Here is a 25,876-nt window from a genome sequence, read left to right on the forward strand (position 1 = left end):
ATCTTGGGGCATGGTTTTGTCCTCATCTCCGTTGGGGGTTGGGTGATCGTACGTACGCCGGCAGTTGCGGGGGGATGAACTGCAGGAAGCCAAAGACGTGCTTTCTGTCAGAACGCTTTGAGGATGTCTTCGACGCGGGCTTTGGCGTCGCCGAAGAGCATTTGGGAGTTGTCGCGGAAGAACAGGGGGTTTTGAACGCCTGCGTAGCCGGCGGCCATGGAGCGTTTGAACACGATGACGTTCTCGGCTTCCCAGACGCGGAGGACGGGCATCCCGGCGATGGGGCTGCCGGGGTCTTCGGCGGCGGAGGGGTTGACGGTGTCGTTGGCGCCGATGACGAGGACTACGGAGGTGTCGCCGAGGTCGTCGTTGATTTCGTCCATTTCCAGGACGATGTCGTACGGGACCTTCGCTTCGGCCAGGAGGACGTTCATGTGCCCGGGCAGGCGTCCGGCGACAGGGTGGATGCCGAACCTGACATTCACACCCTTCTCGCGGAGCTGGTGGGCGAGTTCGGCGACGGGGTATTGGGCCTGGGCGACGGCCATGCCGTAGCCGGGGGTGATGACGACGCTGGAGGCGCCGGTGAGCAGGTCCGCGGTGGCCTGGGCGGTGATTTCGCGGTGCTCGCCGTGGTCCACGTCCCCGGCGGCGGGCGCGGCGATGCCGAAGCCGCCGGCGATCACGGAGATGAAGGACCGGTTCATGGCCTTGCACATGATGTAGGACAGGTAGGCGCCCGAGGAGCCGACCAGGGCGCCGGTGATGATGAGCAGGTCGTTGTTCAGCAGGAAACCTGCCGCGGCCGCGGCCCAGCCCGAGTAGCTGTTGAGCATGGACACGACCACGGGCATGTCGCCGCCGCCGATGGAGGCCACCAGGTGCCAGCCCAGCCCGAGGGCGAGGAGGGTGACGACGATGAGGAGCCAGAGCTGGGAGTCGTTGACGTACCAGACGGTCAGGGCGATGAAGGCGGCGAGGGCGCCGAGGTTGATCGCGTTCTTGCCCGGCAGCATCAGCGGCGAGGACTTCATCCGGGCGGAGAGTTTCAGGAACGCCACGATCGAGCCGGTGAAGGTCACTGCGCCGATGAACACGCCGATGAACACCTCCGCGTGGTGGATCGCTGTCAGGTCCGGGGACAGGTCCGGGGCTTCGAGGTGCCCGTTCCAGCCGACAAGGACCGCGGCGAGGCCCACGAAGCTGTGCAGCAGTGCGATCAGTTCGGGCATGCCGGTCATTTCGACCACGCGGGCGCGCCAGAGCCCGATGGCGCCGCCGACGATCACCGCGGCGACGAGCAGGACCAGGCCGGTGAGGCCGGCGCCGGTGCCCCAGGCGTCCTGGAGGGTCAGCCAGATCGTCGCGGCCAGGGCGATGATCATCCCGGTGATGCCGTAGATGACCCCGGCGCGAGCTTTCTCGTGCTTGCTCAGCCCGGCAAGGCTGAGGATGAACAGCAGGGCCGCGACGATGTAGGCCGCCCCCGCGATGGAGTCGGCGGTCAACGGACCGGAGACGGTGTCAGACACGGTAAGGCTCCTCGATAGAATTCCTGCTGCTTCGGTGGCGGCGCTCATGAACGTGCCTTCCCGGCCGAGAACATGGCGAGCATGCGCCGGGTGACGGCGAAGCCGCCGAAAATGTTAATGCTGGCCAGCAGGACCGCGACGGCGGCGAGCACCTGCATCTCGACGTTGTCGGAGGTGACCTGCAGCAGAGCCCCGACGACGATGATCCCCGAGATCGCGTTCGTGACGGACATCAGCGGGGTGTGCAGGGCGTGATGGACCTTCCCGATGACGTAGAAGCCGACCACGATGGAGAGCATCAGCACCGTGAAGTGCTGCGGCAGCGGCGCCGGGGCGACCGCGTTGATCCCGAACAGCACCGCGATGCCCGCGGCGAAGAGCCCGGCCTTACCGGCCGGGCTGAGGCCTTCCTTCTTCTTCGGCGCAGTGCTTTCGGCGGCCGGGACCTGGGTCGTAGCTGCGGGTGCGGCTGAGACCTGGACCGGGGGCGGGGGCCAGGTCTTCTCACCGTCTCGGACCACCGTCACGGAGCGCTGGACCACATCCTCGAAATCGATCCGCAGCTGCCCGTCTTTGTCCTTGGTCAGGAGCTTGAGCAGGTTCACCATGTTTGTCCCGTACAGCTGGGACGCCTGGGCCGGCAAACGGGCCGGAAGATCTGTGTACCCCAGAATCACCACACCGTTATCCGTAACTATCCGTTCTCCGGCGACCGAGCCTTCGACGTTCCCGCCCTGCCCGGCAGCCATGTCCACGATCACGCTGCCAGCCTTCATCCCGGCCACGTCCTCGGCCGTGAGCAGCTTCGGCGCCGGACGCCCCGGGATCAGGGCCGTGGTGATGATGATGTCCACATCGGCTGCCTGCTCCGAGTAAATCTCCGCAGCGCGGGCGTTATACGCCTCAGAGGTGGCCTTCGCGTACCCGTCCGAGGACTGCATCTCCTCCGCGACCTCCACCTTGAGGTAGGTCCCGCCGATCGACTTCACCTGGTCGGCGACCTCGGGCCGCGGATCCGTTGCCCGCACGATGGCCCCGAGGCTGCTGGCGGCACCGATCGCGGCCAAACCAGCCACACCGGCGCCGGCCACCAGGACCTTCGCCGGCGGGACCTTGCCCGCCGCGGTGACCTGGCCCGTGAAAAAGCGGCCGAACTCGTGGGCCGCCTCGATCACGGCCCGGTACCCGGCAATGTTCGCCATCGAACTAAGCACATCCATGGACTGAGCGCGCGAGATCCGCGGCACCGCGTCCAACGCCAGCGCTGTGATTGGACGGGCCGCCAGCGCTTCCACCAGTTCCGGCCGCAATCCGGGGCTCAACATCCCGATCAGCGTCGCACCGTCGGCCAGACGGCCGATCTCATCCTCGGTGGGCGGGTTGATCCGCAGCACCACCTCACTGCCCCACGCCTCGTCGGCGCCGACGATCAGTGCACCGGCTTCGGCGTACATGTCGTCTCTGAAGGACGAGGACTCCCCCGCACCCTTCTCGACCACAACGTCGTAGCCTAACTCCAACAACTGCTTCACGGTGACAGGCGTCGCTGCCACCCGTGACTCATTACCTAGCTCGGCCACGATGCCAATATGTGCCACTATATTCTCTCTCTAAGATGTGATGCCCGGTAAATGCTGTTGCCGGGAGGCAGTAGGAATCTGTCCGGCCTACGAAGAGCAGCGGCCACGGTGGTTCCGTCGCCGGGCTGGCCCCGTATTTCGCAGTGCCTGTTGCGGAGGGCATGTTCCTCGGGGAAACGGCCGCGGAGACGGACGACGTCGGAGGCTGAGTAGTCCCGGGTCCCTTCCCTTCGGGACGGGGCTCGTACTCGGCCCGGTTGTCGTCTCGCGCGTGGGCGCCGGTCGCCTCTAATTGATCGGGGCGGGCGGTCGTTCGTCGCTGAGCACTGCCAGGGCGTTGTCGGCGGCGAGCATCGCCATCGCGGTTCGGGTCTCGACGGTGGCGGAACCGAGGTGCGGCACGAGCACCACGTTTTCGAGTTCGAGCAATCCGGGGTGCACGCTGGGCTCTTTCTCAAAAACGTCGAGCCCGGCACCCGCGATTTGCCCCTCGCGCAGCGCGGCGGCGAGGGCTGCTTCGTCGACGATCGGTCCGCGCGCGGTATTGATGAGGTATGCCGATTCCTTCATGGCCGCGAGTTGCCCGGCACCGATCAGGTGGTGGGTGGCCGGTCCGTAGGGGCAGTGCAGGGAGACGATGTCGGATATGGCCAGCAACTCATCAAGCTCCACCCGCCGGGCGCCCAGCTCGGCGGCGACCCTTGGATCGATCTCGCGGCGTGACTGGTAGACGATTTCCACGCCGAAGGCCTTGGCCCGGCGTGCGGCCGCCTGGCCGATGCCGCCCATGCCGACGATGCCGAGGGTCTTGCCTTGCAGGCTGCTGCCGAGCAGGAAGAACATGCCCCATTTCCAGTCCTTGCCGGAGCGGATGAGCCGTTCCCCCTCGCCGAGCCGGCGGGTCGTCGAGAGGATGAGGCCGAGCGCGATGTCGGCGGTGGCCTCCGTGAGCACGCCCGGTGTGTTGGTGGCGACGACGCCCCGTTCGGTGCAGGCGGGCACGTCGATGTTGTCATAGCCGACGGCGACGTTCGCGACGACCTTGAGCTGCGGTCCGGCGGCGTCGAGCAGCTCGGCGTCGATGCGTTCGGTGAGCAGGCTCACCACTGCATCGGCCCCGGCTACCCGGCGCAGGAGCTCCTCGCGGCCGATCGACTCCGGACCCTCCCAGGCCTCGACTTCGTGCTCGGTGCGCAGCTTTTCGAGTGCGGTTTCGGGTACACGTCCCGTGACGACGACCCGGCTCATGTCGTCTCGATCCACTTGCGCAGGCGGCCGAGGCCGTCGCGGATGTCGGCTACGTCGATGCCCGAGTAGGCGAGGCGGATGTACTGGCGGTCTTCGCCGGGCTGGCGGCGGCCGAAGTGTTCACGTGTGCAGAAGGAGACGCCGGTTTCGTACAGGGCTGCGGAGGCGAAATCGCCGACTGCTGTGTAGCCCATGCGCTCCATGGCCTCGGTGACGTCGGGGAATAGGTAGAACGTCGACTGTGGGACGGCGACGTGCATGCCGGAGATGTCGTTCACGAGTTCGCATGCGGCGTCCCGGCGGCCGCGCAGGATGTCGAGCATCTGGTGTACGGGTTCCTGGGTGCCACGGAGCGCTTCGATGCCGGCCCATTGCACGTAGTGCGTCGTGCACGACTCATCGTTGGTGTTGAGTGTGCTGAGGATTTTGGCGATCTCGACCGGGGCGACGGCGCAGCCCAGGCGGGATCCGGTCATGGCGAACTTCTTGCTGAAGGTGTAGAGGATCACGCTGCGCTCCGCCATGCCGGGAAGCGACACGATGGAGTTCGAGACCCCCTCATAGCGCGTCTCGAAGTATGCCTCGTCGGAGAGTACCCAGAGGTCGTGCTCCTGTGCGAGCTGTGCGATTGCCTCCCGCTCGGCGGCCGTCGACTCGGCCGAGATGGGGTTCTGCAGGTCGTTGTAGATGATTGCGACAGTATTGGGGGTGATCGACGCGCGCACCTGGTCGAGGTCGATCGCGAAGCCCTGGCTCGTGGGCAGGTAGCGGTAAGGCACGGCCGTGCCACCGAGGTACTCGATCTGCGATTCGTAGATGGGGAAGCCGGGGTTCGGGTAGAGCACTTCCTGGCCGGGGTTCATGACCGCCTGCAGGAACTTGGTGATAACGGGTTTGCCGCCCGTCATCACCACGACGTTGTCTGGGGAGAACTCGATGCCCCGGCGGGCCCCGATATCTTCGGCTAGGGCTTCACGCAACTGCGGGATGCCAGGGCCGGGGCAATAGCCCGTGTAGCCGTCGGCGATGGCCCGGTTCATTGCTTCGACGATATGGGGGGCCGTCGGGATGTTGATGTCGCCGAGATGGAAGGGGTACACGGGGTTCCCCTTCGCCTTCCAAGCGGCCGCGGCTTGGGCGACGCTAAAGGCAGTTTCGGTGCCCAGACGTTCGAGCCGGTTCGCGAGTTGCTGCATGCTGTTCCACTCCTCATCGAGATTGTGATTGATCTTCTGCGGTAATAATTGCTGCTTTTACGTCGTGGCGGCGGTTAGGCAGGGTTGACCGGTGCCTTTCCGAGGCCCACGGCCAGGAACTTTTTGCGGACATAGTTCTTAGTCCGTTTCCGGGCCGATGCAGTAGGGGCAGTCCTGACTGCCCGGTTCACCGGAACAAGTTTCCTCCTGAACCTCAGGCTGTTCCCCGACGCTGGTGGTGGTCATCTTTCGCGGGCTTGTTGTCATGGTTCTCCTTGACGCTCGCGGCGAAGAGTCTTACCAGCCGCGCTCGGCGAGGCGGTGCGGCTGCGGGATCTCATCCACGTTGATGCCCACCATGGCCTCGCCCAGGCCGCGGGAGGCCTTGGTGATAACGTCAGGGTCATCGAAATAGGCAGTCGCCCGGACGACGGCTGCGGCGCGCTGGGCCGGGTTGCCGGACTTGAAGATGCCCGAGCCGACGAACACGCCGTCAGCACCGAGCTGCATCATCATGGCGGCGTCGGCTGGGGTGGCGATGCCGCCCGCGGTGAACAGCACCACGGGAAGCTTGCCGGCCGCGGCAACTTCCTTGACCAGTTCGTACGGGGTCTGCAGTTCCTTGGCCGCGACGTACAGCTCGTCCTCGGGCAGGGCGGCAAGCTTGGCGATCTCGGCGCGGATCTGGCGCATGTGCCCGGTGGCGTTGGAGACATCCCCGGTGCCGGCCTCGCCCTTGGACCGGATCATCGCCGCGCCCTCGTTGATGCGGCGCAGCGCCTCACCGAGGTTGGTGGCACCGCACACGAACGGAACCGTGAAGTTCCACTTGTCGATGTGGTTGACGTAGTCGGCCGGGGTCAGGACCTCGGACTCGTCAATGTAGTCCACGCCAAGGGACTGCAGGACCTGGGCCTCGACGAAGTGGCCGATCCGGGCCTTGGCCATGACCGGCACGGACACGGCGTCGATAATTTTGTCGATCGTGTCCGGATCGGACATCCGGGACACGCCGCCCTGGGCGCGGATATCGGCCGGAACGCGTTCCAGCGCCATCACAGCAACGGCACCGGCGTCTTCGGCGATGCGGGCCTGTTCGACGTTGACGACGTCCATGATGACTCCGCCCTTGAGCATCTCAGCCATGCCCCGCTTTACTCGGTTTGCTGCCGGCGACGGTGACGTGTTCGTGTGGGAGTGGTCTAAGGGTCACTTCTTTGCTCCAAAGGGGCGGGATGCATGGCGATGCCAGGCATTTTCTAATGGGACGAACCCCGAGGTGTTTGTTCACGCTTGGGGCTACCGGTACTACACGGGCTTCAGCACTCGATGACGTTCACGGCGAGGCCTCCGCGGGAGGTTTCCTTGTACTTGGTTTTCATGTCCGCTCCTGTTTCGCGCATCGTTTTGATGGCCTTGTCGAGGGATACCTTGTGCGAGCCGTCGCCGTGCAGGGCAAGGCGGGCGGCGTTGATGGCTTTCACGCTGGCGATGGCGTTGCGCTCGATGCAGGGGATCTGCACCAGCCCGCCCACCGGGTCGCAGGTCAGGCCAAGGTTGTGTTCAATGCCCACCTCGGCCGCGTTTTCCACCTGCGCAGGCGTGCCGCCCAGCACTTCGCAGAGCCCGGCAGCGGCCATGGAGCAGGCCGAGCCCACTTCACCCTGGCAGCCCACCTCGGCCCCCGAAATGGAGGCGTTGATCTTGAACAGGATTCCGACGGCGCGCCGCGGCCAGCAGGAAGCGGACCACGCCGTCGTCGTTGGCGCCCGGGACAAACTTCACGTAGTAGTGCAGCACTGCGGGAACGATGCCCGCCGCGCCGTTGGTGGGTGCCGTGACGATGCGCCCGCCGGCGGCGTTTTCCTCGTTCACTGCCAGCGCGAACAGGTTCACCCATTCCATGGCGCGGAGCGGGTCGGTGACGCCGGTGTCCGCCGTCAGGGTTTGGAAGAGCGACGGCGCGCGGCGGCGGACGTTGAGCCCACCCGGAAGGATTCCTTCCGCGGCGCAGCCGTTGTCCACGCATTCGCGCATCACCGCCCAGAGCGCCAGCAGCTTTTCCCTAAGTTCCGCTTCGGTCCGCCAGGTGAGCTCATTGGCGAGCATGACGTCCGAGATGGACATGCCTTCGCGCGCGCAGATCTCCAGGAGCTCATCCGCGCTGCTGAAGGGGAAGGGGAGGACGGTGGCGTCGGCCACCACGCGGTCGCCGGCGTCGGCGTCCCCGTCAACAACGAAGCCGCCCCCAATGGAATAGAAGCTTCGTTCGCTGAGGACGGCCCCGGCGTGGTCCAGGGCCCGGAAGGTCATGCCGTTGGGGTGGGTCGGGAGGGACTTGCGCCGGTGCAGCACCACGTCCTCGTCCCAGTTGAAGTCCACCCGGTGGTCGCCGCCAATCCACAGTTCGGCGTCGAGGGCAGCGGCAGCCACTTGGTCATCGGCAGTGGAGGTGTCCACGGTTTCCGGGTCCAGCCCTTTGAAGCCCAGGACCACTGCCTTGTCCGAGCCGTGGCCCCGTCCGGTGGCGCCCAGCGAGCCAAACAGTTCGGCCTGCACGCGCCGGGTGGCGCTCAGGTGTCCGTCGCCTTTGAGTCCGTCGGCGAACAGCTTTGCCGCCCGCATCGGGCCGACCGTGTGTGACGACGAGGGCCCGATGCCAACGGAGAACAGGTCCAGGACGCTGAGGGCCATTTAGGGGACCTCGGGGGAGGCGTATTCCCGCATGGCGTCGAGGAGCCAGCGGCCCAGGAAGTCCGCGAAGGAGGCGCGGGGGAAGAGCCGGAAGCTCTCCTCGCCGGTCTTCCAGAGGACCACGGGGATGTTACCGATCTCCGTGGACAGTGCCGTGCCGGCTTTCAGCACCCGCGGGTGCAGGTCCAGTGAGCAGCCCTTTTCCAGGACGGCGCGGCACCGGGGTCCGGTGAGTTCGAAGGTGGTGCGGTTGGCGGAGAGGTCCACCACCTGGCCTTCGCCGTCGGCCAGTGCTTCGCGGAGTGCCTGGATCAGGTCGCCGCCGAGGGACTCGTGGGCTTCGGTGGGTGCCACCACCAGGAACTCTTCGGGCCCGAGCCACAGCACCGAGGTGTCGCCGGAGCCGCTGACGGCGCCGCACGCCGCGGGCAGGCCGCCGGTGACGGTGGCTACGCGCTGTCCGGCGTTGCTGTCCCGGTTGACCCGAAGGCCCACCATGGTCAGGAAGGCCACTTCGGACAGTTCCACCACGCCCCCGGACGGAGCCGGTTTCAAATGCTGCGCGGAGCTGGGCGGCGGGGCTGACGCGGAGGGAGAGGTTCTTCTCGTAGGAGGTTGCGGGTGCTGCTGTTTCAGCCATCTTTGCGGGTCCCTTCGGGGTCAAAAAGTACGGTTTCGGCGACGACGACGTCCACGAGCTGGTCGCCGGCGGCGGCCACCAGGGTTTCGCCGATGCGGTTGCGGCCGTTCTTGATCAGGGCCAGGGCGAAGGACCTGCCCAGGGCGGCGCTGTGGTAGCTGGAGGTCACAAAGCCTTCCATGGGAACCGGTCCGTAGGCAGGGGTGGCCGGGATGCCCTTTTCCACGAGCTGGGTGCCTTCGGGCAGCCGCAGCGTTCCGTCCACGGGAAGGACGCTGACCAGGTGCTTGCGGTCCTCGCGCTGGGCATCAGCCCGTGAGTAGGAGCGCTTGCCGATAAACTCCTTGGCCTTGGAGACCACCCATTCCATGCCCGCGTCCTGCGGGGTGACGGTGCCGTCCGTGTCCTGTCCGACAATCGGGTAGCCCTTCTCGGCGCGGAGCACGTGCATGGTTTCCGTGCCGTAGGGGGTGATGTTGAATTCGGCGCCTGCGGCTGCCACGGCTTCCCAGGTGTTCAACCCGTACCAGGACGGCACGTTGATCTCGTAGGCCAGCTCGCCGGAGAAGGAGATCCGGCAGACCCGGGCGCGGACGCCGGAGGTGAGGGTGGTTTCGCGGAAGGTCATGAACGGGAAGGCTTCTGCTTCCAGCCCGCCATCCGCTGCCAGCTCCGGTGCCAGCTTGGCGATGACCGCCCGGGATTTGGGCCCGACGACGGCAATCGTGCTCCATTGTTCGGTCACCGAGGTGCAGTGCACGTCGAGTTCGGGCCATTCGGTCTGGAGCCATTCCTCCAGCCAGTCCAGGACCTTGGCGGCGCCGCCGGTGGTGGTGGTCATGAAGTAGCGCTCGTCATCGAGACGGAGGGTCACGCCGTCGTCGAAGATCATGCCGTCCGCCATGCACATGACGCCGTAGCGGGCAGAACCCGGAGCAAGCTTCTTGAAGGCGTTGGTGTAGATCCGGTTGAGGAATTCACCGGCGTCCTTGCCGCGGATTTCGATCTTGCCGAGGGTGGTGGCGTCCATGAAGCCGACGGAGTCGCGGACGGCGGCGCACTCGCGCAGCACGGCCGCGTCCATGTCCTCGCCGGCCTGCGGGTAGTACCAGGGGCGCTTCCACTGTCCCACGTCCTCGAACAGGGCACCCTTGGCCTCGTGCCACGGGTGGATGGAGGTCTTGCGGGCGGGGTCGAACAGTTCGCCGCGCTGGCGGCCGGCGAGGGCCGCGAAGGCCACGGGCGTGAACGGTGCACGGTACGTGGTGGTGCCGATGTCGCCGATGCCGCGGGACGCTTCGCCGGCTGTGCGGAGAGCGGCGGCGATGACGCCGATCGCGTTGACGCCGGAGGTTTTGCCCTGGTCGTTGGCGGTGCTGATGGAGGTGTAGCGCTTGATGTGTTCCACCGAGCGCAGGCCGGCGCCGGTGGAGCGCAGGACGTCGGCCACGGACTGGTCGCGCTGGAAGTCCACGAAGTGGTGGTGCCAGTCATCCGCGGTGCCGGACTGGCCGGGGACCAGCCACAGCTGGCGGGTGGGGGCGCTTGCCTTCGGCTCGCCGATGACGGACGGCTGCGTAGCGGACTCGAACCCGGCGGCGATGGCTGCCGATGCTCCGGCCGAGATGCCCTCGGCAAGGACGTCCGCGAGTTCGAAGCTGCCGCGGCCGGAGCCGATCGTCTGCTGGTTGGGTACCACGGTGCTGGGCACGAAAGCGGCCAGCTCCTCATCCCAGCGCAGCTTGCCCTGCCGCTGGGAGTGGAGGTGGACCAGCGGGCTCCAGCCGCCGGAGACAGCGAGCAGATCGCAGGCGATGTTTTCAACGCCGGAGGTGAGTTCGCCGTCGTCGTTAATGCTGCGGACGGTGACGGCGTTCAGGCGGCCGGTGCCGTTCGCAGCGGTGTTGGCCACCGCGCTGCCGATCAGCACCCGGGTGCCGGCTTCGACGGCGGCGGCCGCCACCTTCGTGAGGCTCGGGCGGGCGTCGACGACGGCCGCCACCTTGACGCCGGCGGCGCGCAGGTCCGCGGCGAGGGCGTAGGCGCTGTCGTTGGTGGTGCTGATGACCACGCGGCGCCCGGCGGCGACGGCGTAGCGGTTGAGGTAGCTGCGGACGGCGGAGGCCAGCATGATCCCGGGGCGGTCGTTGTTCTCGAAGACCAGGGGGCGTTCGTGGGCGCCGGGGGCCAGCACCACCTGATTGGCACGCACGTGCCAAATACGCTGGCGGGAGACGCCGGGTGCTGCGGGGCTGGACAAGTGGTCGGTGCGGTTCTGGACGGCGATGACGTAGTTGGCGTCGTAGGCACCGAAGGCGGTGGTGCGGTTCAGGACGGTGGACTCGGCACCGGAAACCAGTTCGGCTTCAACGTCCGCCACCCATTCCAGGGCCGGCTTGCCTTCAATGGTCTCGGCCAGGCCGGGAGCCGTGGACCCTGACAGGAGCGAGCCGCCCAACTCGGGCTGGTCGTCCATCAGGATCACCCGGGCGCCGGTGCGTAGGGCCTCGCGGGCGGCGGCCAGGCCGGCGGGACCGCCGCCGATGACCAGGACGTCGGTGTGGACGTACTTCTTGTCGTACTCGGCTCGGTCATCTTCCGGGTCCAGCTTGCCCAGTCCGTTGAGCAGCTCTGCCTTCAGGCCGTCCACCAGGGTGACGGTAGTGGCCGGGAGCATGGACTCGGCCACGTGGCCCGGGAACCGGGGTTCAATACGAACCAGCGCGTTGGATTCCTCCACGCCGGCGGACATGATGCCGCGGGCGCGGTCCTCGTAAAGTGAGTTGCCGGCGGCGATGCGGCCGTTGGCGAGCAGGGCCGAGGCGAGGGTGTCGCCGGGGTGGCCGGTGAATTCCTCGCCGTCCACGGTGAAACGCCAGGAGATGGTGCGGTCGATGCGTCCGCCGGCGTCGAGGCGGGCGTTCTGGGAAGTCACTTGGTTGCTCCTTCCGGGGCGGTGGTGCTGGCGGGGGCTGTGCTTGTGGCAATGCTGGTTGCAGCGATGCTGGGAGCCGCGGTCCCGGTGGTGGTGCTGTCCGGGGCGGTGCTGGCGGTGCCGGACTCAGGTGCCGGGGCGGCTTTGTCCGGACGGGCCGCGCCCATGCGGTAGATAGCCTGGATCTCGTAGGTGACCGTGTCGCGGAGCATGTTGAACCACTGGCGGCAGCCGGTGCTGTGGAGCCAGCGTTCGGCGAAGGCGCCCTTGGTGTTGTCGCGGTAGAACAGGAACTCGGCCCATTCGCGGTCGTTCAGTTCGTTAGGGTTCTCCGGATAGGCCACGTGGGCCTGGCCGCCGTAGTGGAACTCGGTCTCGTCGCGGGAGCCGCAGTTGGGGCATGAAATGAGGAGCATGTCCGGACTCTCTTCTAGTGGGCCACGGCGGCTGCGCCGTGTTCGTCGATCAGGGCGCCGGTTTCGAACCGCTCCAGCGCAAACGGCTTGTTCAGTTCGTGCGGGGTTCCCGTGGCGATGGTGTGCGCGAAGGTCAGGCCCGCGGCCGGGGTGCCCTTGAAGCCGCCGGTGCCCCAGCCACAGTTCACGAACATGTTCTCCACCGGGGAGGTGCCCACGATCGGGGAGGCGTCCAGGGTGGTGTCCACGATCCCGCCCCAGGTCCGGAGCACGTGCGCCCGGGCAAAGATCGGGAAAAGCTCGACGGCGGCCGCCATCTGGTGCTCGATCACATGGAACGAGCCGCGCTGGCCGTAGCCGTTGTAGGAGTCCACGCCGGCGCCCATCACCAGTTCACCCTTGTGGGCCTGGGAGACGTACACGTGCACGTGGTTGGACATGACCACGGTGGGGTGGACCGGTTCGTGCAGTTCGGAGACCAGTGCCTGGAGCGGGTGGGACTGGATGGGGAGCCGGAAGCCGGCCATTTCCGCCAGGACCGAGCTGTGGCCGGCAGCGCACAGGCCCACTTTTTCGGTGTTGATGGTGCCGCGGTTGGTCTTGACGCCGGTGACCCTGTTGCCGTCCTTGACGAAGCCGGTCACTTCGCAGTTCTGGATGATGTCCACGCCGAGTTCGTCGCACTTGCGGGCGAAGGCCCAGGCCACGTGGTCGTGCTTGGCGATGCCGGCGCGCGGCTGGTAGGTCGCGCCCATCACCGGGTAGCGGATGTTGTCATTGATGTTCAGGATGGGGCAGAGTTCCTTGACCTGCTGCGGGTCCAGCCACTCTGCGTCCACGCCGTTGAGCTTGTTCGCTCCAACGCGCCGGATGCTCTCGCGGACATCGCCCAGTGTGTGCGCCAGGTTCATGACGCCGCGCTGGCTGAACAGGAAGTCGTATTCGAGCTCCTCGGGCAGGATCTCCCAGAGCTTGAGCGCGTGCTCGTAGATGGCCGCGCTCTCGTCCCAGAGGTAGTTGGAGCGGATGATGGTGGTGTTCCGGGCCATGTTGCCGCCGGCGAGCCAGCCCTTTTCCAGGACCGCGATGTTGGTCATCCCGTGGTTCTTGGCCAGGAAGTAGGCGGTGGCCAGGCCGTGCCCGCCGCCGCCGACAATCACGGCGTCGTAGCTCTTCTTGGGGTCCGGGTTGTGCCAGAGGAATTCCGGGTGCTCCGGAAGCAGATCGGCCATCATGCCACCTCGGTCGCGTCAGAGGAGAGGTTGGGGTAGAGGGGGAACTTTCCGGCCAGGATTTCAACCCGCTGCCGGAGTTCCGCCACGGTCTCGTCGCTGAACTCGCGCTTGAGTGCTGCAGCGATAATGTCCGCGACCTCGGTGAATTCTGCCTTCCCGAAGCCACGCGTGGCCAGTGCCGGCGTGCCGATACGAAGACCGGAAGAGACCATCGGCGGACGCGGGTCGAAGGGCACGGCGTTGCGGTTGACCGTGATGCCGATCCGGTGCAGGCGGTCTTCGCCCTGCTGGCCGTCCAGTTCCGAATTGCGCAGATCCACCAGGACCAGGTGCACGTCAGTGCCACCGCTGACTACGGTCACGCCGGACTCTGCAACGTCGGCGGACAGCATGCGTTCTGCGATGATGCGGGCGCCTTCCAGGGTGCGTTCCTGGCGGTCGCGGAACGCCGGCTCAGCAGCGAGCTTGAACGCAACAGCCTTCGCGGCAATGACGTGCTCCAGCGGGCCACCCTGCTGTCCGGGGAACACCGCGGAGTTGACCTTCTTGGCGATGTCGGCGTCGTTGGTCAGGATCACACCACCGCGCGGGCCGCCAAGAGTCTTGTGGGTGGTGCTCGTGACGATGTGGGCGTGAGGCACGGGGTTGGGGTGAAGCCCTGCGGCCACCAGGCCTGCGAAATGCGCCATGTCCACCATCAGGTAGGCACCTACCAGGTCCGCGATACGGCGGAACTCGGCGAAGTCCAGCTGCCGGGAGTAAGCGGACCAGCCGGCGACGATCAGCTTCGGCTTGTTCTCAACCGCCAGGCGCTCGACTTCAGCCATGTCAATCAGCAGGGTGTCTTCGCCGACTCCGTACGGGACCACTTTGTAGAGCTTGCCGGAGAAGTTGATTCGCATCCCGTGTGTCAAGTGGCCACCGTGTGCGAGGTTCAGCCCCAGGATGGTGTCGCCGGGCTGGATTAGGGCGAACATCGCCGCTGCGTTGGCCTGGGCGCCTGAGTGGGGCTGCACATTGGCGAATTCGGAGCCGAACAATGACTTAAGACGGTCGATGGCCAGCTGCTCGACCACGTCAACGTGTTCGCAGCCGCCGTAGTAACGCTTGCCCGGGTAGCCTTCGGCGTACTTGTTGGTCAGGACGGATCCCTGCGCCTCCATGACCGCAGTCGGCGCAAAGTTTTCGGAGGCGATCATCTCCAGGGTGCCCTGCTGGCGCAGCAGTTCCTGCTGCACAGCGGCATGGATCAGAGGATCGGTCTCTGCGAGCGAGCGGGTCAGAACGTCGACCATCATTTCTCCTAAGTCTGCTATCTAATATCCTGTTGATATATTAGTTATGTGACTCAAGTATGCTATCGACTCCGGAGGGTGTCAACAGATTTCTGAGGGTTTAGCCAGGAGAGCCAAGAGCGGCCGCGAAGCAGACGAAGGCCTTGAACGCCTAGAGCGCAGCCCTTCCGGGCTGCGCTCCATTCCTGGCGTGGAGATCCGGGCTAGGCGGCGAAAAGAGCTTCGCGCACAGCGTGCTCGAAGCCAGTGACGTGGATCCGCGCGAGCTCCGCGGCCCGGGCTTCATCTCCGTCGATAACCGCACGGAGCAGGTCCACATGCTCATGCACGTGACGGGACAGGTCGGGAAGGCGATCCAGGACCAGGCACCAGATTCGTGTCGCGAGATTGTCGTAGCGAATCAGGACATCTTCGAGGTGGGGATTGGCGGCGGCCGCGTAAATGCCTTGGTGCACACGGGCATCGAGGCGCAGGGTTTCAACGACGGAGGCCGCACTTGTGTCGAAAGACTCGACAGCGCGCATAACAGCCCGCAATTGCTCTCTCATCGACTCCGTCGCCACCCGCGCAGCCCGGGAGGCGGCAAGAGGCTCAAGCTGGGTGCGGATTTCGGAAATGAACGCAAGATCAGTGACCTCCACCCGCGTCGCGAAAGTACCCCTCCGCGGATAGGAAACTACCAGGCGATCCAGCTCCAGCCGCTTCAGGGCTTCACGCACCGGAGTCCGACCGACGCCAAGGTCCTTGGCGAGGTCGTCGTCATTGATGAGGTCGCCAGGCTTGATGTCAAGCATCAGCAGCCGGTCCCGGATGCGCTCGTAGGCCACGTCAGCCAACGACCTCTTTGCCGAATCAGCAATTGCTAGAACTTCAAAAGCCATAGCGTGGACCCCTTTTCATTCAAGCCAAGAAGGCTATTGACCTCCACCACTGACCAGTATACGCTGAATGCCAGTCCTAATATATCAGTTCTAAAACTTGAAATATATCTAAAAGGAGGAGACATGACCCTAGTGGCGACAGACTCATCTACCAGCACGCTGCCTCAGTCGGAGGCCCGCGTGAAAGACCAGACGCAGAAGTTCGTGCTCACACTGTCGTGCGGCGAACGCGCGGGCATCGTCCAGGCGGTCACCACCTTTCTCTTCGAGCGTGGCTTTAACATCGACGAACACCAGCAGTTCGACGACGGCCTCCGCCAGACACTGCATCTGCGCACCGCCTTCTCCGGCTCGTCGGCCTACACCCCGGAGAGGCTCCAGGAAGAATTTCGTTCGATCGCTGACCGCTTCGACATGAAGTTCAGCTTCCATGACCAGACCAAGCAACGCGTCCTCGTGATGGTGTCCAAGTTCGGCCACTGCCTGAACGACCTGCTCTTCCGATGGCGTGGCGGAAGCCTCGGGGGCGACATCGCCCTTATAGTTTCCAACCATGAAACCCACCGGGCCATGGCCGAGGCCGCCGGCCTCCCCTTCATTTACCTCCCGGTAACCCCTGAGACAAAGTTGGATGCCGAACGGCGCCTGCTGGAACTGGTGGACGAGCATAACATTGACCTCGTCGTGCTCGCCCGGTACATGCAGGTATTGTCCGACGACCTCTGCCGCTCGCTGGAAGGCCGGGCTATCAACATCCACCACTCCTTCCTCCCGGGCTTCAAGGGTGCACGCCCTTACCACCAGGCCTACGACCGTGGAGTCAAGCTGGTGGGCGCAACGGCCCACTATGTAACCGCGGAACTGGATGAGGGGCCAATCATCGAACAGGAAGTCATCAGGGTCGACCACAGCTATGGACCGACCGCCCTCTCAACAGTCGGACAGGACGCCGAAGCACTGGCACTGTCACGCGCCGTGCGGTGGCACTGCGAACACCGTGTGCTGCTGGACCAAACCAGCACTGTCGTGTTCCGCTAAGCACGACCACCAAACCAGCAAAGACAAAACACGAAAATCAGCAGGAGAAACCACATGGCATCGACGCCAAGCATTGTCATTATCGGAGCTGGAATCGTCGGCACAAACCTGGCCGATGAACTGGTCGCCCGGGGTTGGAACAACATCACTGTCCTGGACCAGGGACCGCTGAACATGCCCGGGGGCTCCACGTCCCACGCCCCGGGTCTCGTCTTCCAAACGAACCCTTCAAAGACCATGGCTACCTTCGCCAGGTACACCGTTGAGAAGTTCTTGTCCCTGACCGAGGACGGCGTCAGTTGCTTCGACCAGGTCGGTGGCCTCGAAGTCGCCACCACCGAGACCCGCCTGGCGGATCTGAAGCGGAAGCTCGGATACGCCGCCGCGTGGGGAATCGAAGGCAAGATCCTTTCCCGCGCTGAGTGCAAGGAGCTCTACCCGCTCCTGAACGAGGAAGACATCCTGGGCGGGCTCCACGTCCCCAGTGACGGCCTGGCACGTGCCGCCCGGGCCGTCCAGCTGCTGATCCAGCGCACGGAATCCGCAGGCGTCAAGTACCTGGGCAACACCACGGTCACGGGCATTGAGCAGTCCGGCCGTCGCGTGACCGGTGTCGAGACCTCCGAAGGTGTCATCCCCGCCGACATCGTGGTCTCCTGCGCAGGCTTCTGGGGCGCCAAGATCGGCGAAATGATTGGCATGGTCGTCCCCCTTCTCCCCCTGGCCCACCAGTACGTCAAAACCACTCCGGTGCCAGCACAGAAGGGACGCAACGAACTTCCCAACGGGGCTTCGCTGCCGATTCTGCGGCACCAGGACCAGGACCTCTATTACCGCGAACACGGCGACCGCTACGGCATCGGCTCCTACGCGCACCGTCCCATGCCCGTGGACCTTGCGGACCTGGGCTCCTACGACGCCAACAGCATCAGCGAGCACAACATGCCCTCCCGCCTCGACTTCACCCTGGAGGACTTCCTCCCGGCATGGGAGGCCACCAAGCAGCTGCTTCCAGCGCTGCGGGAAAGCGACATCGAGGACGGCTTCAACGGCATCTTCTCCTTTACTCCCGACGGCGGGCCCCTGGTGGGCGAGTCCAAGGAGCTCGATGGCTTCTTCGTGGCCGAAGCCGTTTGGGTGACCCACTCGGCTGGCATCGCCCGGGCTGTTGCCGAACTCCTGACCACCGGAAAATCCCAGATCGACCTTGGTGAATGCGATATCCACCGTTTCGAAGAAGTCCAGCTGACCCCTGAGTATGTCAGCGAAACTTCCCAGCAGAACTTCGTAGAAATCTATGATGTCCTGCACCCCCTGCAGCCCAAGCTCTCCCCCCGCAACCTCCGCGTCAGCCCTTTTCACGCCCGTCACAAGGCACTGGGAGGGTTCTTCCTGGAGGGCGGCGGATGGGAGCGCCCCTACTGGTTTGAAGCCAACGCGGAACTGCTGAAGGAGATGCCGGCTGAGTGGCAGCCCCCGGCCCGTGATGCCTGGTCCGCGATGTTCAGCTCGCCCATTGCAGCCGCTGAAGCCTGGAAGACCCGTACCGCGGTGGCCATGTACGACATGACTCCGCTCAAGCGCCTCGAGATCTCCGGCCCGGGAGCACTGAAGCTGCTGCAGGAGCTCACCACAGCGGACCTGGCGAAGAAGCCCGGGGCAGTCACCTACACCCTCCTGCTGGACCACGCCGGCGGCATTCGAAGCGACATCACCGTGGCCCGGCTGAGCGAAGACACCTTCCAGCTCGGAGCCAACGGAAACATCGACACCGCATACTTTGAGCGGGCCGCCCGTCACCAGACCGAAAGCGGAACCGCCAGCGACTGGGTACAGGTGCGCGACACGACAGGCGGCACCTGCTGCATCGGTTTGTGGGGCCCCCTCGCCCGGGACCTGATCAGCACTGTCAGCAGCGACGACTTCTCCAACGACGGTCTTCGTTACTTCCGGGCCAAGCAGGTTGTCATCGGCGGCGTCACCGTGACCGCGATGCGCTTGTCCTACGTCGGCGAGCTGGGCTGGGAACTGTACACGAGCGCAGACAATGGCCAGCGCCTCTGGGATGCCCTGTGGAAGGCCGGGCAGCCCCACGGCGTCATCGCCGCGGGCCGGGCCGCCTTCAGCTCGCTGCGTCTGGAAAAGGGTTACCGCTCGTGGGGCACTGACATGACCACTGAGCACGACCCTCTGGAAGCCGGCCTCGGATTCGCCGTGAAGATGACCAAGGAAAACTTTGTCGGAAAGGCCGCCTTGGAAGGCCGCACCGAGGAGAACTCCGCCCGCCGCTTGCGCTGCCTGACGGTCGACGACGGCCGGAGCATCGTGCTGGGCAAGGAACCGGTCTTCTACAAGGACCAGGCAGTCGGCTATGTCACCAGTGCCGCCTACGGCTACACCGTCGCCAAGCCGATCGCCTACGCGTATCTTCCTGCCGCTGTCAGCGTTGGGGACTCGGTTGAGATCGAGTATTTCGGGCGGCGCATCCAGGCCACAGTCACCGCGGATCCGCTTTACGACCCGACGATGACCAGGCTCCGCGGCTAACCCACCCGCCAGACCATTCAAGGGCACGCGCCCCGGACTCGTCACCTCGCAACCAGAGTCCGGGCCGCTGCTCTTCCATGGCATCTCAACCCTGCCCAGTCGACTCAAGCTTCAGCCCAGGAAGACACATGATCAGTTCAGAAACAATCAACGCATACCTCGCAAGGCTTGCCTCGCGCGAACCAACCCCAGGCGGCGGCGCAGCCGCGGCGCTCCACGCCGCCCAGGGGGCAGCGCTCGTCGCCATGGTTGCCAGATACACCACCGGCTTGAAATACGAGCAGCACGACGAACTTGTACAAAGAATCATCAGCGCCGCCGACGGACTGGTAGTCGAGGCCCTGCGCCTGGCGGATGCTGACCAACATGCGTTCCAAGGCGTCATTGATTCGTACAAACTTCCGTCCGGGACGGAAGAGCTTAAAGCCGCACGGACGGCATCCATCCAGGAGGCGCTCATCCTGGCGGCGCAAACGCCCGCGCAGCTCATTAGGCTCGCCGGCGCCATCGTGGATCTTGCCACGGAACTTTTCGAGGTCGCGAATGCCAATGTGATCAGCGATGTCGCTGCTGCCGCCGACGCAGCCCGCGCAGCCGCAAGCACCGCCCGGGTGAACATCGACATTAACGTGGTGGCCATCAAAGACGCCGCGGCCCGTTCGCGGTTGGCTGACCAAACCGACGGCCTCGAGGAAAAGGTCATCCTGGCAGCAGACTCCCTCGTGGGGCGCGTGCGTGAAAGGATTCTCGGTTGAGTGCCGTACTCCTCTCCGGAAAACAACTGGCAGGGACCATTAAGCAGAAGGCCCAACATGAGGCCCGGGACCTCGAAGCCGACGGGCTACGCCCCACGCTCGCAGTGGTTGTGGCCACCGACGACGGCTCCACGCACTGGTACGTCCGGTCCATCGAACGTGCCGCCGAAAGTGCCGGCATCAGTTGCCGGATCGTGGACCTCGGCCCCGATGCCACCGGACAGGTCTTGGCCTCAGTCCTGAAGGACCTCAGCGAGGATCCATCCGTTCACGGCATCATCCTCCAGACGCCTCTGCCTCCCGGCGTCGGAACAGATGAGCTGGTCGGGCACATTGCCCCGGAGAAGGACGTCGATGGCGCGAACCCGTTGAGTCTTGGCCGCCTTGCTGTGGGCCAGCCCTCGTTCGCACCTGCCACCGCCCGCGCCGTAATCGAGATTCTTGACCACTTCGACATTCCGCTGGCAGGCCGGAATGTGGTCGTCATTGGCCGTTCCGCCGTGGTGGGAAAACCGCTGTCCCTGCTGCTGCTGGAGCGCGACGCCGCGGTTACCGTCTGCCACTCCAGGTCAGGGCCGTTGGAGAAATACACCAAGACCGCCGACGTCGTGGTCGTCGCAGCCGGGCGTACCGGTCTGTTGAACGGCGGCCATGTTTCGTCCGGGGCCATAGTCATAGACGTCGGCACCAACGTCCTTCCTGACGGATCCCTCGTCGGGGACGTCGACGAGGGTAGCGTGCGGGGCATCGCCGCGGCCCTGACTCCTGTCCCGGGCGGCGTCGGCTCCGTCACCACATCCCTGCTTCTTCTGCACACAACCGAGGCCGCGCGGGAACAGTTGCGTGCCTTGGTCCCGGGATCGGCCGGATGATCCACCCCGGGCACAACTGTTACCCCGTGGAACCCGTTCTCGTATCCACCGAAGGCGTGGAATCGCTTGAAGGGCGAGCCTTTGTGTCCGCGCTCGTGCAGGTGTTGAATTCCTTCTGCACGGCGCGGACTCAAACCGACCGGGATGTGCTGCACGCGCCCGGCGAATGCCCCGATGTTGTTTTCGTGACCTGCCGAGGCAACGCCGGGCACTGCATGCTCCGGATTATCCCCGGGCCGCAGGACTCCCCGTTCGGGGCGCCGGCGGAGATCACAGTCTTGGACCCTTCGCACCCCGGAGGCGCCGCTGCACGCTGCCGAGGCCCTGGCGCAGCTTCCCGCCCTCGCCGCAGTTCGCGGTTTCGGGCAACTGTCCGCTTCCCCGTCCCTCCACTGTGTTTCGCTTGCGGCCTATCCGGATCCGGAAGCGGCCTTCCACGAATTCTACGGACTCTCCAGCCACCGCGTCTGGCTGGACAGCTCGAACGCGATCACGGACGCCGTGGCGGGACGCAACCGCTACAGCATCATGGCTGACGATTCGGGCAGCCGCGGAATGAGGGCACAGCATGCGAACGGCGTGACTACCGTGGAGTCAAAGCTGGTGGTTGCCCGAATTCCAGGTCCCTTCTTCAGTTGGCTGGAAAGGAATTGGTCCAGCAACCAGGCACCGGATCCGGCTCTTCCCCCCGGGCTGGGGTTCGCCCTCGGCTGGCTGGGCTACCTGGGCTACGAGCTCAAGCGCGAGTGTGGCGGCAACGCGGTGGAATCACCACTGCCGGATGCCTCGTTGATCCGCTGCAGCCGGGCTGTGGTGTTTGACCATGAGGCGCGGTGCGTATACCTTCTGGCGGAAGCCAGCGCGGAAGGCCGACAATGGTGCCGGAACGCCGCGCGACGCATCCGGCGCCTGACTTCCGCGCCCCGGAGCCTCAGCAGCCGGTTGCCGGCCGTACAGTTCAGCGCAGCGGACACCGCCGAGTCCTACCTTCAAAAAATCGCTGCATCCCAAAACGAAATCGTGCAGGGAAACTCCTACGAGGTGTGCCTCACGACCCAAATTTTCAGTAATTTCCACGAGAGCCTGGATCCGTGGGACTTTTACGGCAGACTCCGCCGGGCCAGCCCCGCGCCGTTCGCAAGCTTCGTCCAGCTAGGAGCGGTGGCAATCGCGAGCTCCTCGCCGGAGCGGTTCCTCAGTATCACCGCCGGCGGTCACGTCCGCGCCGAACCTATCAAGGGAACCCGACGACGGGACACGTCACCACTGGCGGACAGGCAGCTGAAGCATGACCTCACGACCTCGACAAAGGACAGGGCGGAGAACATCATGATCGTGGATTTGATGCGAAACGACCTCTCCCGCCATGCCGAACCGGGAACAGTTTCCGTGACACGGCTCTGCGACGTTGAGACTTACACAACGGTGCACCAGCTGGTAAGCACCATCGAAGCCACAATTGCCGGGGACCGGTCAAGGACGGCAGTGGTCGCGGCTGCCTATCCTCCCGGGTCGATGACCGGGGCTCCCAAGATCAGCAGCATGGACATCCTCGACGAATTGGAATCTCAACCGCGCGGGCCCTATTCGGGTGTGGTTGGCTATTTTTCCCCCAACGGCGCCGCGGACCTGTCGGTCACCATTCGCAGCGCCGTCTTCCAGAATTCACCCGCGGACGGGCAGCGGCTGTCCGTGGGTATCGGCGGGGCCATCACAGCCGACTCCGACCCCGACGATGAGCTGGCAGAGATTCGCACCAAGGCCACTGCCATCCTTGGAGTCCTAGGCGCCGCTTTTCCCGTATGAGCTCATGCTGAGCGGGTCCTGGCCTGGTCTACAGCACAGCCCTGATGAGCTTCTCGAAATCGGTGACGTGCTGGGTGGTCAACCGCGCAGCAGCTTCGGAGTCCCCGGCCGCGATGCATTCGAGAAGCTCAATATGCTGGGCAATATGCTCGGACACCGGCGGAAGCTTTTCCAGCACCAGGCTCCAAATCCGTGTTGCCAGATTGTCGTAACGAATCAGGACATCTTGAAGGTGCCGGCTTCCTGTGGCGCGATAGATCGTCCGGTGTACCCGCATGTCCAGGCGCATGAGGTCCTGCTGCGACTGCATCCCTGGCAGCAGCTGCCCTACTTCCCGTGCAAAGTCCCTAAGCTCCTGCCGAAGCTGCGGCGACGCAATCCGCGCAGCCCGCGCGGCTGCCGCAGGCTCCAGAAGGTGGCGAATCTCGGAGATTTCAGCCAGATCTTTAATGTCCACGCCCGCGGCGAACGTTCCGCGGCGCGGATAGGCCACCACCAAATGGTCGCTCTCAAGCCGCTTCATAGCTTCGCGGATCGGCGTCCGGCCGACACCGAGACGCCTGGAGATTACTTCATCATTGAGGGGCTCACCCGGCTTGATGTCCAGAACGATCAATTCATCGCACAAGACCCTATAGGCGAAGTCGGCAAAGGACTCGTCGTCCTGCCTCAGCGGCACCAAGGGACCCCCCGCCTCCACCGGTAATCCGCCAGCGTTTGCCATTTTCAACTCTCCTCCCGATATGCGTCCGAGCCCCTGTTGCCTCATTGCAATACCTCCGGGAAAGGTGATTCGTTGCCTCATTTGAAATCCTCCGGTTGACCCCTTCGTTGCCTCATTGAAAAACCTCCGGATTTTCAGTTGTTCCAGGCCCTGTTGACGGGTTTGACCGCGCCCGGCTGTTTGGCTCGGGCCAGTGTTTCGAGCCGCGCTGTGAGTGCCAGGATCTGGCGTGAGAGTGCGCCGGGTTTGATCTGCCTGAAGGCGGCGTTCATCCGAATGACCGGGCGCTTGCGCATCTTTTCGTGCCGGATGGCGCGCTGGTGGGGCGTGGCAGGTGCGTCGTGTTTCTTGGTCACTTTCGCGCCGTGCCGGTGTTTCTCGAGGAGCTTTTGCTGGGGCAGCAGGTAGTTGGTGAAGATCCGGTCCAGTTCCCAGATCTCGTTGAGTTTCTCGAGTTCCGCGGCGGTGTCGTAGCGGAGGTAGCCGACGAGTTCCCGGACCCTGGCCCAGTTCTTCTGCTCCACGTGCGCGCCGTCGTTCTTGTTCCCGGGACGGGAGCGGGTGAACGTGATCTGGTGGGCGTGGCAGTAGGCGAGCAGGTGCTCGTTGATGAACTCCGAGCCGTTGTCCGAATCGATCCCGATGATGGGAAACGGGAACACAGCGGTGACGTGTTCGAGGGCCTCAAAGACCCATTTGGCCGCCTTGTTCCGCACGGACCGATTCACCGTCCAGCCGGTGGAAATGTCGGTCACTGTCAGGGTAAAGCAGAATTCCCCGAAGCTGTTGCCGCCCTCGTGGCCGACCAGATCGATCTCCACGAATCCCGGGACGGCGTCGTCCCACTCGGCCCAGGTCCGGATCGGGATCTGGGATTTCAGGAGGGTGCCGGGCTTGGTGTGTGACCGGCCCCGCGGGAAAAGTTTCGCCCGTTCACCGACGAGTTTCCGGTCGATGGTCGCCGCGCTCATGCGCATCAGCAAAAGCAGCCTGATCATCCGTGATCGCAAGCTCCTTGTCCCGCCGCAATAGCGGCACCAGAACCGGCAGCATCGGGGCCAGCAGCCTGCCGGCAGGAGCCCGCAGCACCGCCCAGCACCTGATCAGCGGCGGGAGCAGATCAGGGCCGTAGACCGGCGTCCTGCCCGGTCTGGGCTTGACGATTTTCAGGACCAGGGCCTCCCGCAAGGCGACCCTGGCATAGTCGCGGTGCCAACCGGTCAGTTCGACCAGCTCGTTCAGGATCCGGGATTTCCCTGCACGATCGGCGCTCTTATAGGCGAGGGCTTTCTTCTTTGTCACAGCTTGCCGCTGGTCCATCGTTAGCTCCATGAAAACGGGCATAACCCCCATCCGCCGCCCCGGCCGGAAACCACGCCGCTACGCGGAGGTTTTCAATTGAGGCAACGTATCCGGCTACGCGGAGGTTTTCTACGAGTCAACGCGGAGCCTTGACGCCCCAGCTCCCAGTACATAGTATTCCTATAACTGATATATCAATATGTAAGCATAAAAATGTCAAGGGCTCCAGTTTCTTCCGAAAGGGGTGAGGGCTCCGGACGGTACCGGATCTGCAACGCGTACGCCACGAATGGAGAGCAATGAGCAATAAAGCTGTTGCAAGGGTGCGGCTGGAAGTTGTTCCCTCAGCCGATCTGCTCACCCAGCTCCCCCTGGTGTTTGACACTCCGGGCTCCGTGAGCGTGACGTGCCTTCCGCACCACGGTCCTGAACGCACCGTAGAAACATCCACGCGCCTGGCGCGCCTGGGGTACCACGCGGTTCCCCATTTGGCCGCCCGCAGCATCACCAGCAAGGCCCACCTGCATGCCCTGCTGCTGGAGTTGCAGGGGGCGGGAGTCTCCGAGCTGTTTGTCGTTGCCGGTGACCGCCGCACCCCCGCGGGTCCCTACTCCTGGAGCGGACAGCTCTTGGAGGCTGTCAAAGCGTATTCACCTGCCTTTTCCGCAGGCATTGCCGGCTACCCTGAAGGCCACCCCCACCTGGGCCAGGACAAACTCGTGAGCAGCCTCGAGATCAAGGCGCCGATGGCGTCATCACTGATCACCCAGATGTGCTTTTCTGCCGAGGCGATCAGCAACTACCTCCGGACGATCCGCAGAAACGGCGTTGAGCTCCCGGTGTGGGTTGGGGTGCCCGGTCCGGTGTCAGTTAATAAGCTTGTGTCCATGGGAGCACGCCTCGGCGTCGGCCGTTCGCTCAAGCTGGCCCGCAGTTCAGGCATGGCAGGCGCCCTCTGGCGGCGAGGCGACTTCATGAACTACGACAGTGGCCGACTGATCCGCGAAGTTCACCAAGAGCTGGCAGGTGATCCGCTCTTTGCCGGTTTCCACGTCTACACCTTCAACGACCTAGGCCGCTTGCCCGGCCTCCTGGACAGCCTCCCGAGGCTGCGGGAGGCCACCGCATTGCCACCAAGCAACCCCGCCAGCTCCCTGTTTCCTGCCCAGATCTGAAGGAA

General features: G+C 64.8%; 19 protein-coding genes and 2 pseudogenes. 6 read left to right on the forward strand and 15 right to left on the reverse strand.

The genetic code is table 11. The features are described from left to right. Positions 1–107: 107 nt before the first annotated feature. From pntB to QFZ69_RS11685, 12 genes and pseudogenes are all read right to left on the reverse strand, one after another. Entirely contained in the window at positions 108–1,580 is a 1,473-nt protein-coding gene (pntB, locus tag QFZ69_RS11630) for a Re/Si-specific NAD(P)(+) transhydrogenase subunit beta (protein ID WP_306918315.1), read from the reverse strand. After that, on the reverse strand, positions 1,577–3,130 hold the full coding sequence (locus QFZ69_RS11635) for a Re/Si-specific NAD(P)(+) transhydrogenase subunit alpha (RefSeq protein WP_306918317.1): 1,554 nt from the start codon (positions 3,128–3,130) through the stop codon (positions 1,577–1,579). The genes pntB and QFZ69_RS11635 overlap by 4 nt, the downstream gene beginning before the upstream one ends. A gap of 270 nt (positions 3,131–3,400) precedes the next feature. Continuing rightward, positions 3,401–4,360: a D-glycerate dehydrogenase gene (locus tag QFZ69_RS11640; protein WP_306918319.1), complete on the reverse strand. Its 960-nt coding sequence runs from the start codon at positions 4,358–4,360 to the stop codon at positions 3,401–3,403. After that, positions 4,357–5,556 carry a pyridoxal phosphate-dependent aminotransferase gene (locus tag QFZ69_RS11645; RefSeq protein ID WP_306918320.1) on the reverse strand — a complete coding sequence of 400 codons (1,200 nt, stop codon included), beginning with the start codon at positions 5,554–5,556 and terminating at the stop codon, positions 4,357–4,359. Before QFZ69_RS11645 ends, QFZ69_RS11640 begins: the two co-directional genes overlap by 4 nt. A 297-nt stretch (positions 5,557–5,853) precedes the next feature. Then, a complete protein-coding gene (gene pdxS, locus QFZ69_RS11650; RefSeq protein ID WP_306918322.1) occupies positions 5,854–6,702 on the reverse strand; it encodes a pyridoxal 5'-phosphate synthase lyase subunit PdxS in 849 nt (282 codons plus the stop codon). Positions 6,703–6,875: 173 nt separating this feature from the next. Continuing rightward, positions 6,876–8,250 (reverse strand): annotated as a pseudogene (locus tag QFZ69_RS11655) (L-serine ammonia-lyase). Next, positions 8,251–8,890, reverse strand: a pseudogene (locus QFZ69_RS11660) (sarcosine oxidase subunit gamma). Further along, positions 8,883–11,825, reverse strand: a complete 2,943-nt coding sequence (locus tag QFZ69_RS11665) for a sarcosine oxidase subunit alpha family protein (protein WP_306918329.1) — start codon at positions 11,823–11,825, stop codon at positions 8,883–8,885. Before QFZ69_RS11665 ends, QFZ69_RS11660 begins: the two are co-directional and overlap by 8 nt. Further along, positions 11,822–12,241, reverse strand: a complete 420-nt coding sequence (locus QFZ69_RS11670) for a sarcosine oxidase subunit delta (RefSeq protein WP_306914873.1) — start codon at positions 12,239–12,241, stop codon at positions 11,822–11,824. Before QFZ69_RS11670 ends, QFZ69_RS11665 begins: the two co-directional genes overlap by 4 nt. A 14-nt stretch (positions 12,242–12,255) precedes the next feature. After that, positions 12,256–13,476, reverse strand: coding sequence for a sarcosine oxidase subunit beta family protein (locus tag QFZ69_RS11675; RefSeq protein WP_373461763.1), 1,221 nt, complete (start codon positions 13,474–13,476; stop codon positions 12,256–12,258). Beyond that, complete coding sequence (gene glyA / locus QFZ69_RS11680; protein ID WP_306919665.1) at positions 13,473–14,771, reverse strand: serine hydroxymethyltransferase; 1,299 nt, start codon at positions 14,769–14,771, stop codon at positions 13,473–13,475. The genes QFZ69_RS11675 and glyA overlap by 4 nt, the downstream gene beginning before the upstream one ends. Positions 14,772–14,974: 203 nt before the next feature. Next, positions 14,975–15,652 (reverse strand): GntR family transcriptional regulator, encoded by a 678-nt coding sequence (locus QFZ69_RS11685; RefSeq protein WP_306914872.1) that lies wholly within the window; start codon positions 15,650–15,652, stop codon positions 14,975–14,977. 123 nt (positions 15,653–15,775) lie between these two features. On the opposite strand from QFZ69_RS11685, the gene purU reads away from it, so the two are divergent. The 5 genes from purU (at position 15,776) to pabB (ending at position 22,670) form a co-directional block, all read left to right on the forward strand. Beyond that, entirely contained in the window at positions 15,776–16,690 is a 915-nt protein-coding gene (purU, locus tag QFZ69_RS11690) for a formyltetrahydrofolate deformylase (protein WP_306914870.1), read from the forward strand. A gap of 54 nt (positions 16,691–16,744) precedes the next feature. Further along, a complete protein-coding gene (locus QFZ69_RS11695) occupies positions 16,745–19,237 on the forward strand; it encodes an FAD-dependent oxidoreductase (protein WP_306914869.1) in 2,493 nt (830 codons plus the stop codon). Between the two features lie 128 nt (positions 19,238–19,365). Next, positions 19,366–19,992, forward strand: coding sequence for a cyclodeaminase/cyclohydrolase family protein (locus QFZ69_RS11700; RefSeq protein WP_306914866.1), 627 nt, complete (start codon positions 19,366–19,368; stop codon positions 19,990–19,992). Then, positions 19,989–20,864, forward strand: a complete 876-nt coding sequence (locus tag QFZ69_RS11705; RefSeq protein ID WP_306914864.1) for a bifunctional 5,10-methylenetetrahydrofolate dehydrogenase/5,10-methenyltetrahydrofolate cyclohydrolase — start codon at positions 19,989–19,991, stop codon at positions 20,862–20,864. Before QFZ69_RS11700 ends, QFZ69_RS11705 begins: the two co-directional genes overlap by 4 nt. 369 nt (positions 20,865–21,233) lie before the next feature. Further along, positions 21,234–22,670 carry an aminodeoxychorismate synthase component I gene (pabB, locus tag QFZ69_RS11710; RefSeq protein WP_306919666.1) on the forward strand — a complete coding sequence of 479 codons (1,437 nt, stop codon included), beginning with the start codon at positions 21,234–21,236 and terminating at the stop codon, positions 22,668–22,670. Between the two features lie 28 nt (positions 22,671–22,698). On the opposite strand, the gene QFZ69_RS11715 is transcribed toward pabB, so the two are convergent. The 3 genes from QFZ69_RS11715 to QFZ69_RS11725 form a co-directional block, all read right to left on the reverse strand. Continuing rightward, entirely contained in the window at positions 22,699–23,394 is a 696-nt protein-coding gene (locus QFZ69_RS11715; RefSeq protein ID WP_306918331.1) for a GntR family transcriptional regulator, read from the reverse strand. Between the two features lie 134 nt (positions 23,395–23,528). Next, positions 23,529–24,365, reverse strand: coding sequence for a transposase family protein (locus tag QFZ69_RS11720; protein ID WP_307000134.1), 837 nt, complete (start codon positions 24,363–24,365; stop codon positions 23,529–23,531). Then, entirely contained in the window at positions 24,328–24,714 is a 387-nt protein-coding gene (locus QFZ69_RS11725; RefSeq protein WP_307000136.1) for a hypothetical protein, read from the reverse strand. Before QFZ69_RS11725 ends, QFZ69_RS11720 begins: the two co-directional genes overlap by 38 nt. 281 nt (positions 24,715–24,995) lie before the next feature. Here QFZ69_RS11725 and QFZ69_RS11730 point away from each other — a divergent pair, with 281 nt between their 5' ends. Continuing rightward, on the forward strand, positions 24,996–25,871 hold the full coding sequence (locus tag QFZ69_RS11730) for a methylenetetrahydrofolate reductase (RefSeq protein ID WP_306918333.1): 876 nt from the start codon (positions 24,996–24,998) through the stop codon (positions 25,869–25,871). Positions 25,872–25,876: the final 5 nt, after the last annotated feature.

Origin of the sequence: Arthrobacter sp. V1I7 (assembly GCF_030817015.1) — a bacterium.
Taxonomy (GTDB): domain Bacteria; phylum Actinomycetota; class Actinomycetes; order Actinomycetales; family Micrococcaceae; genus Arthrobacter.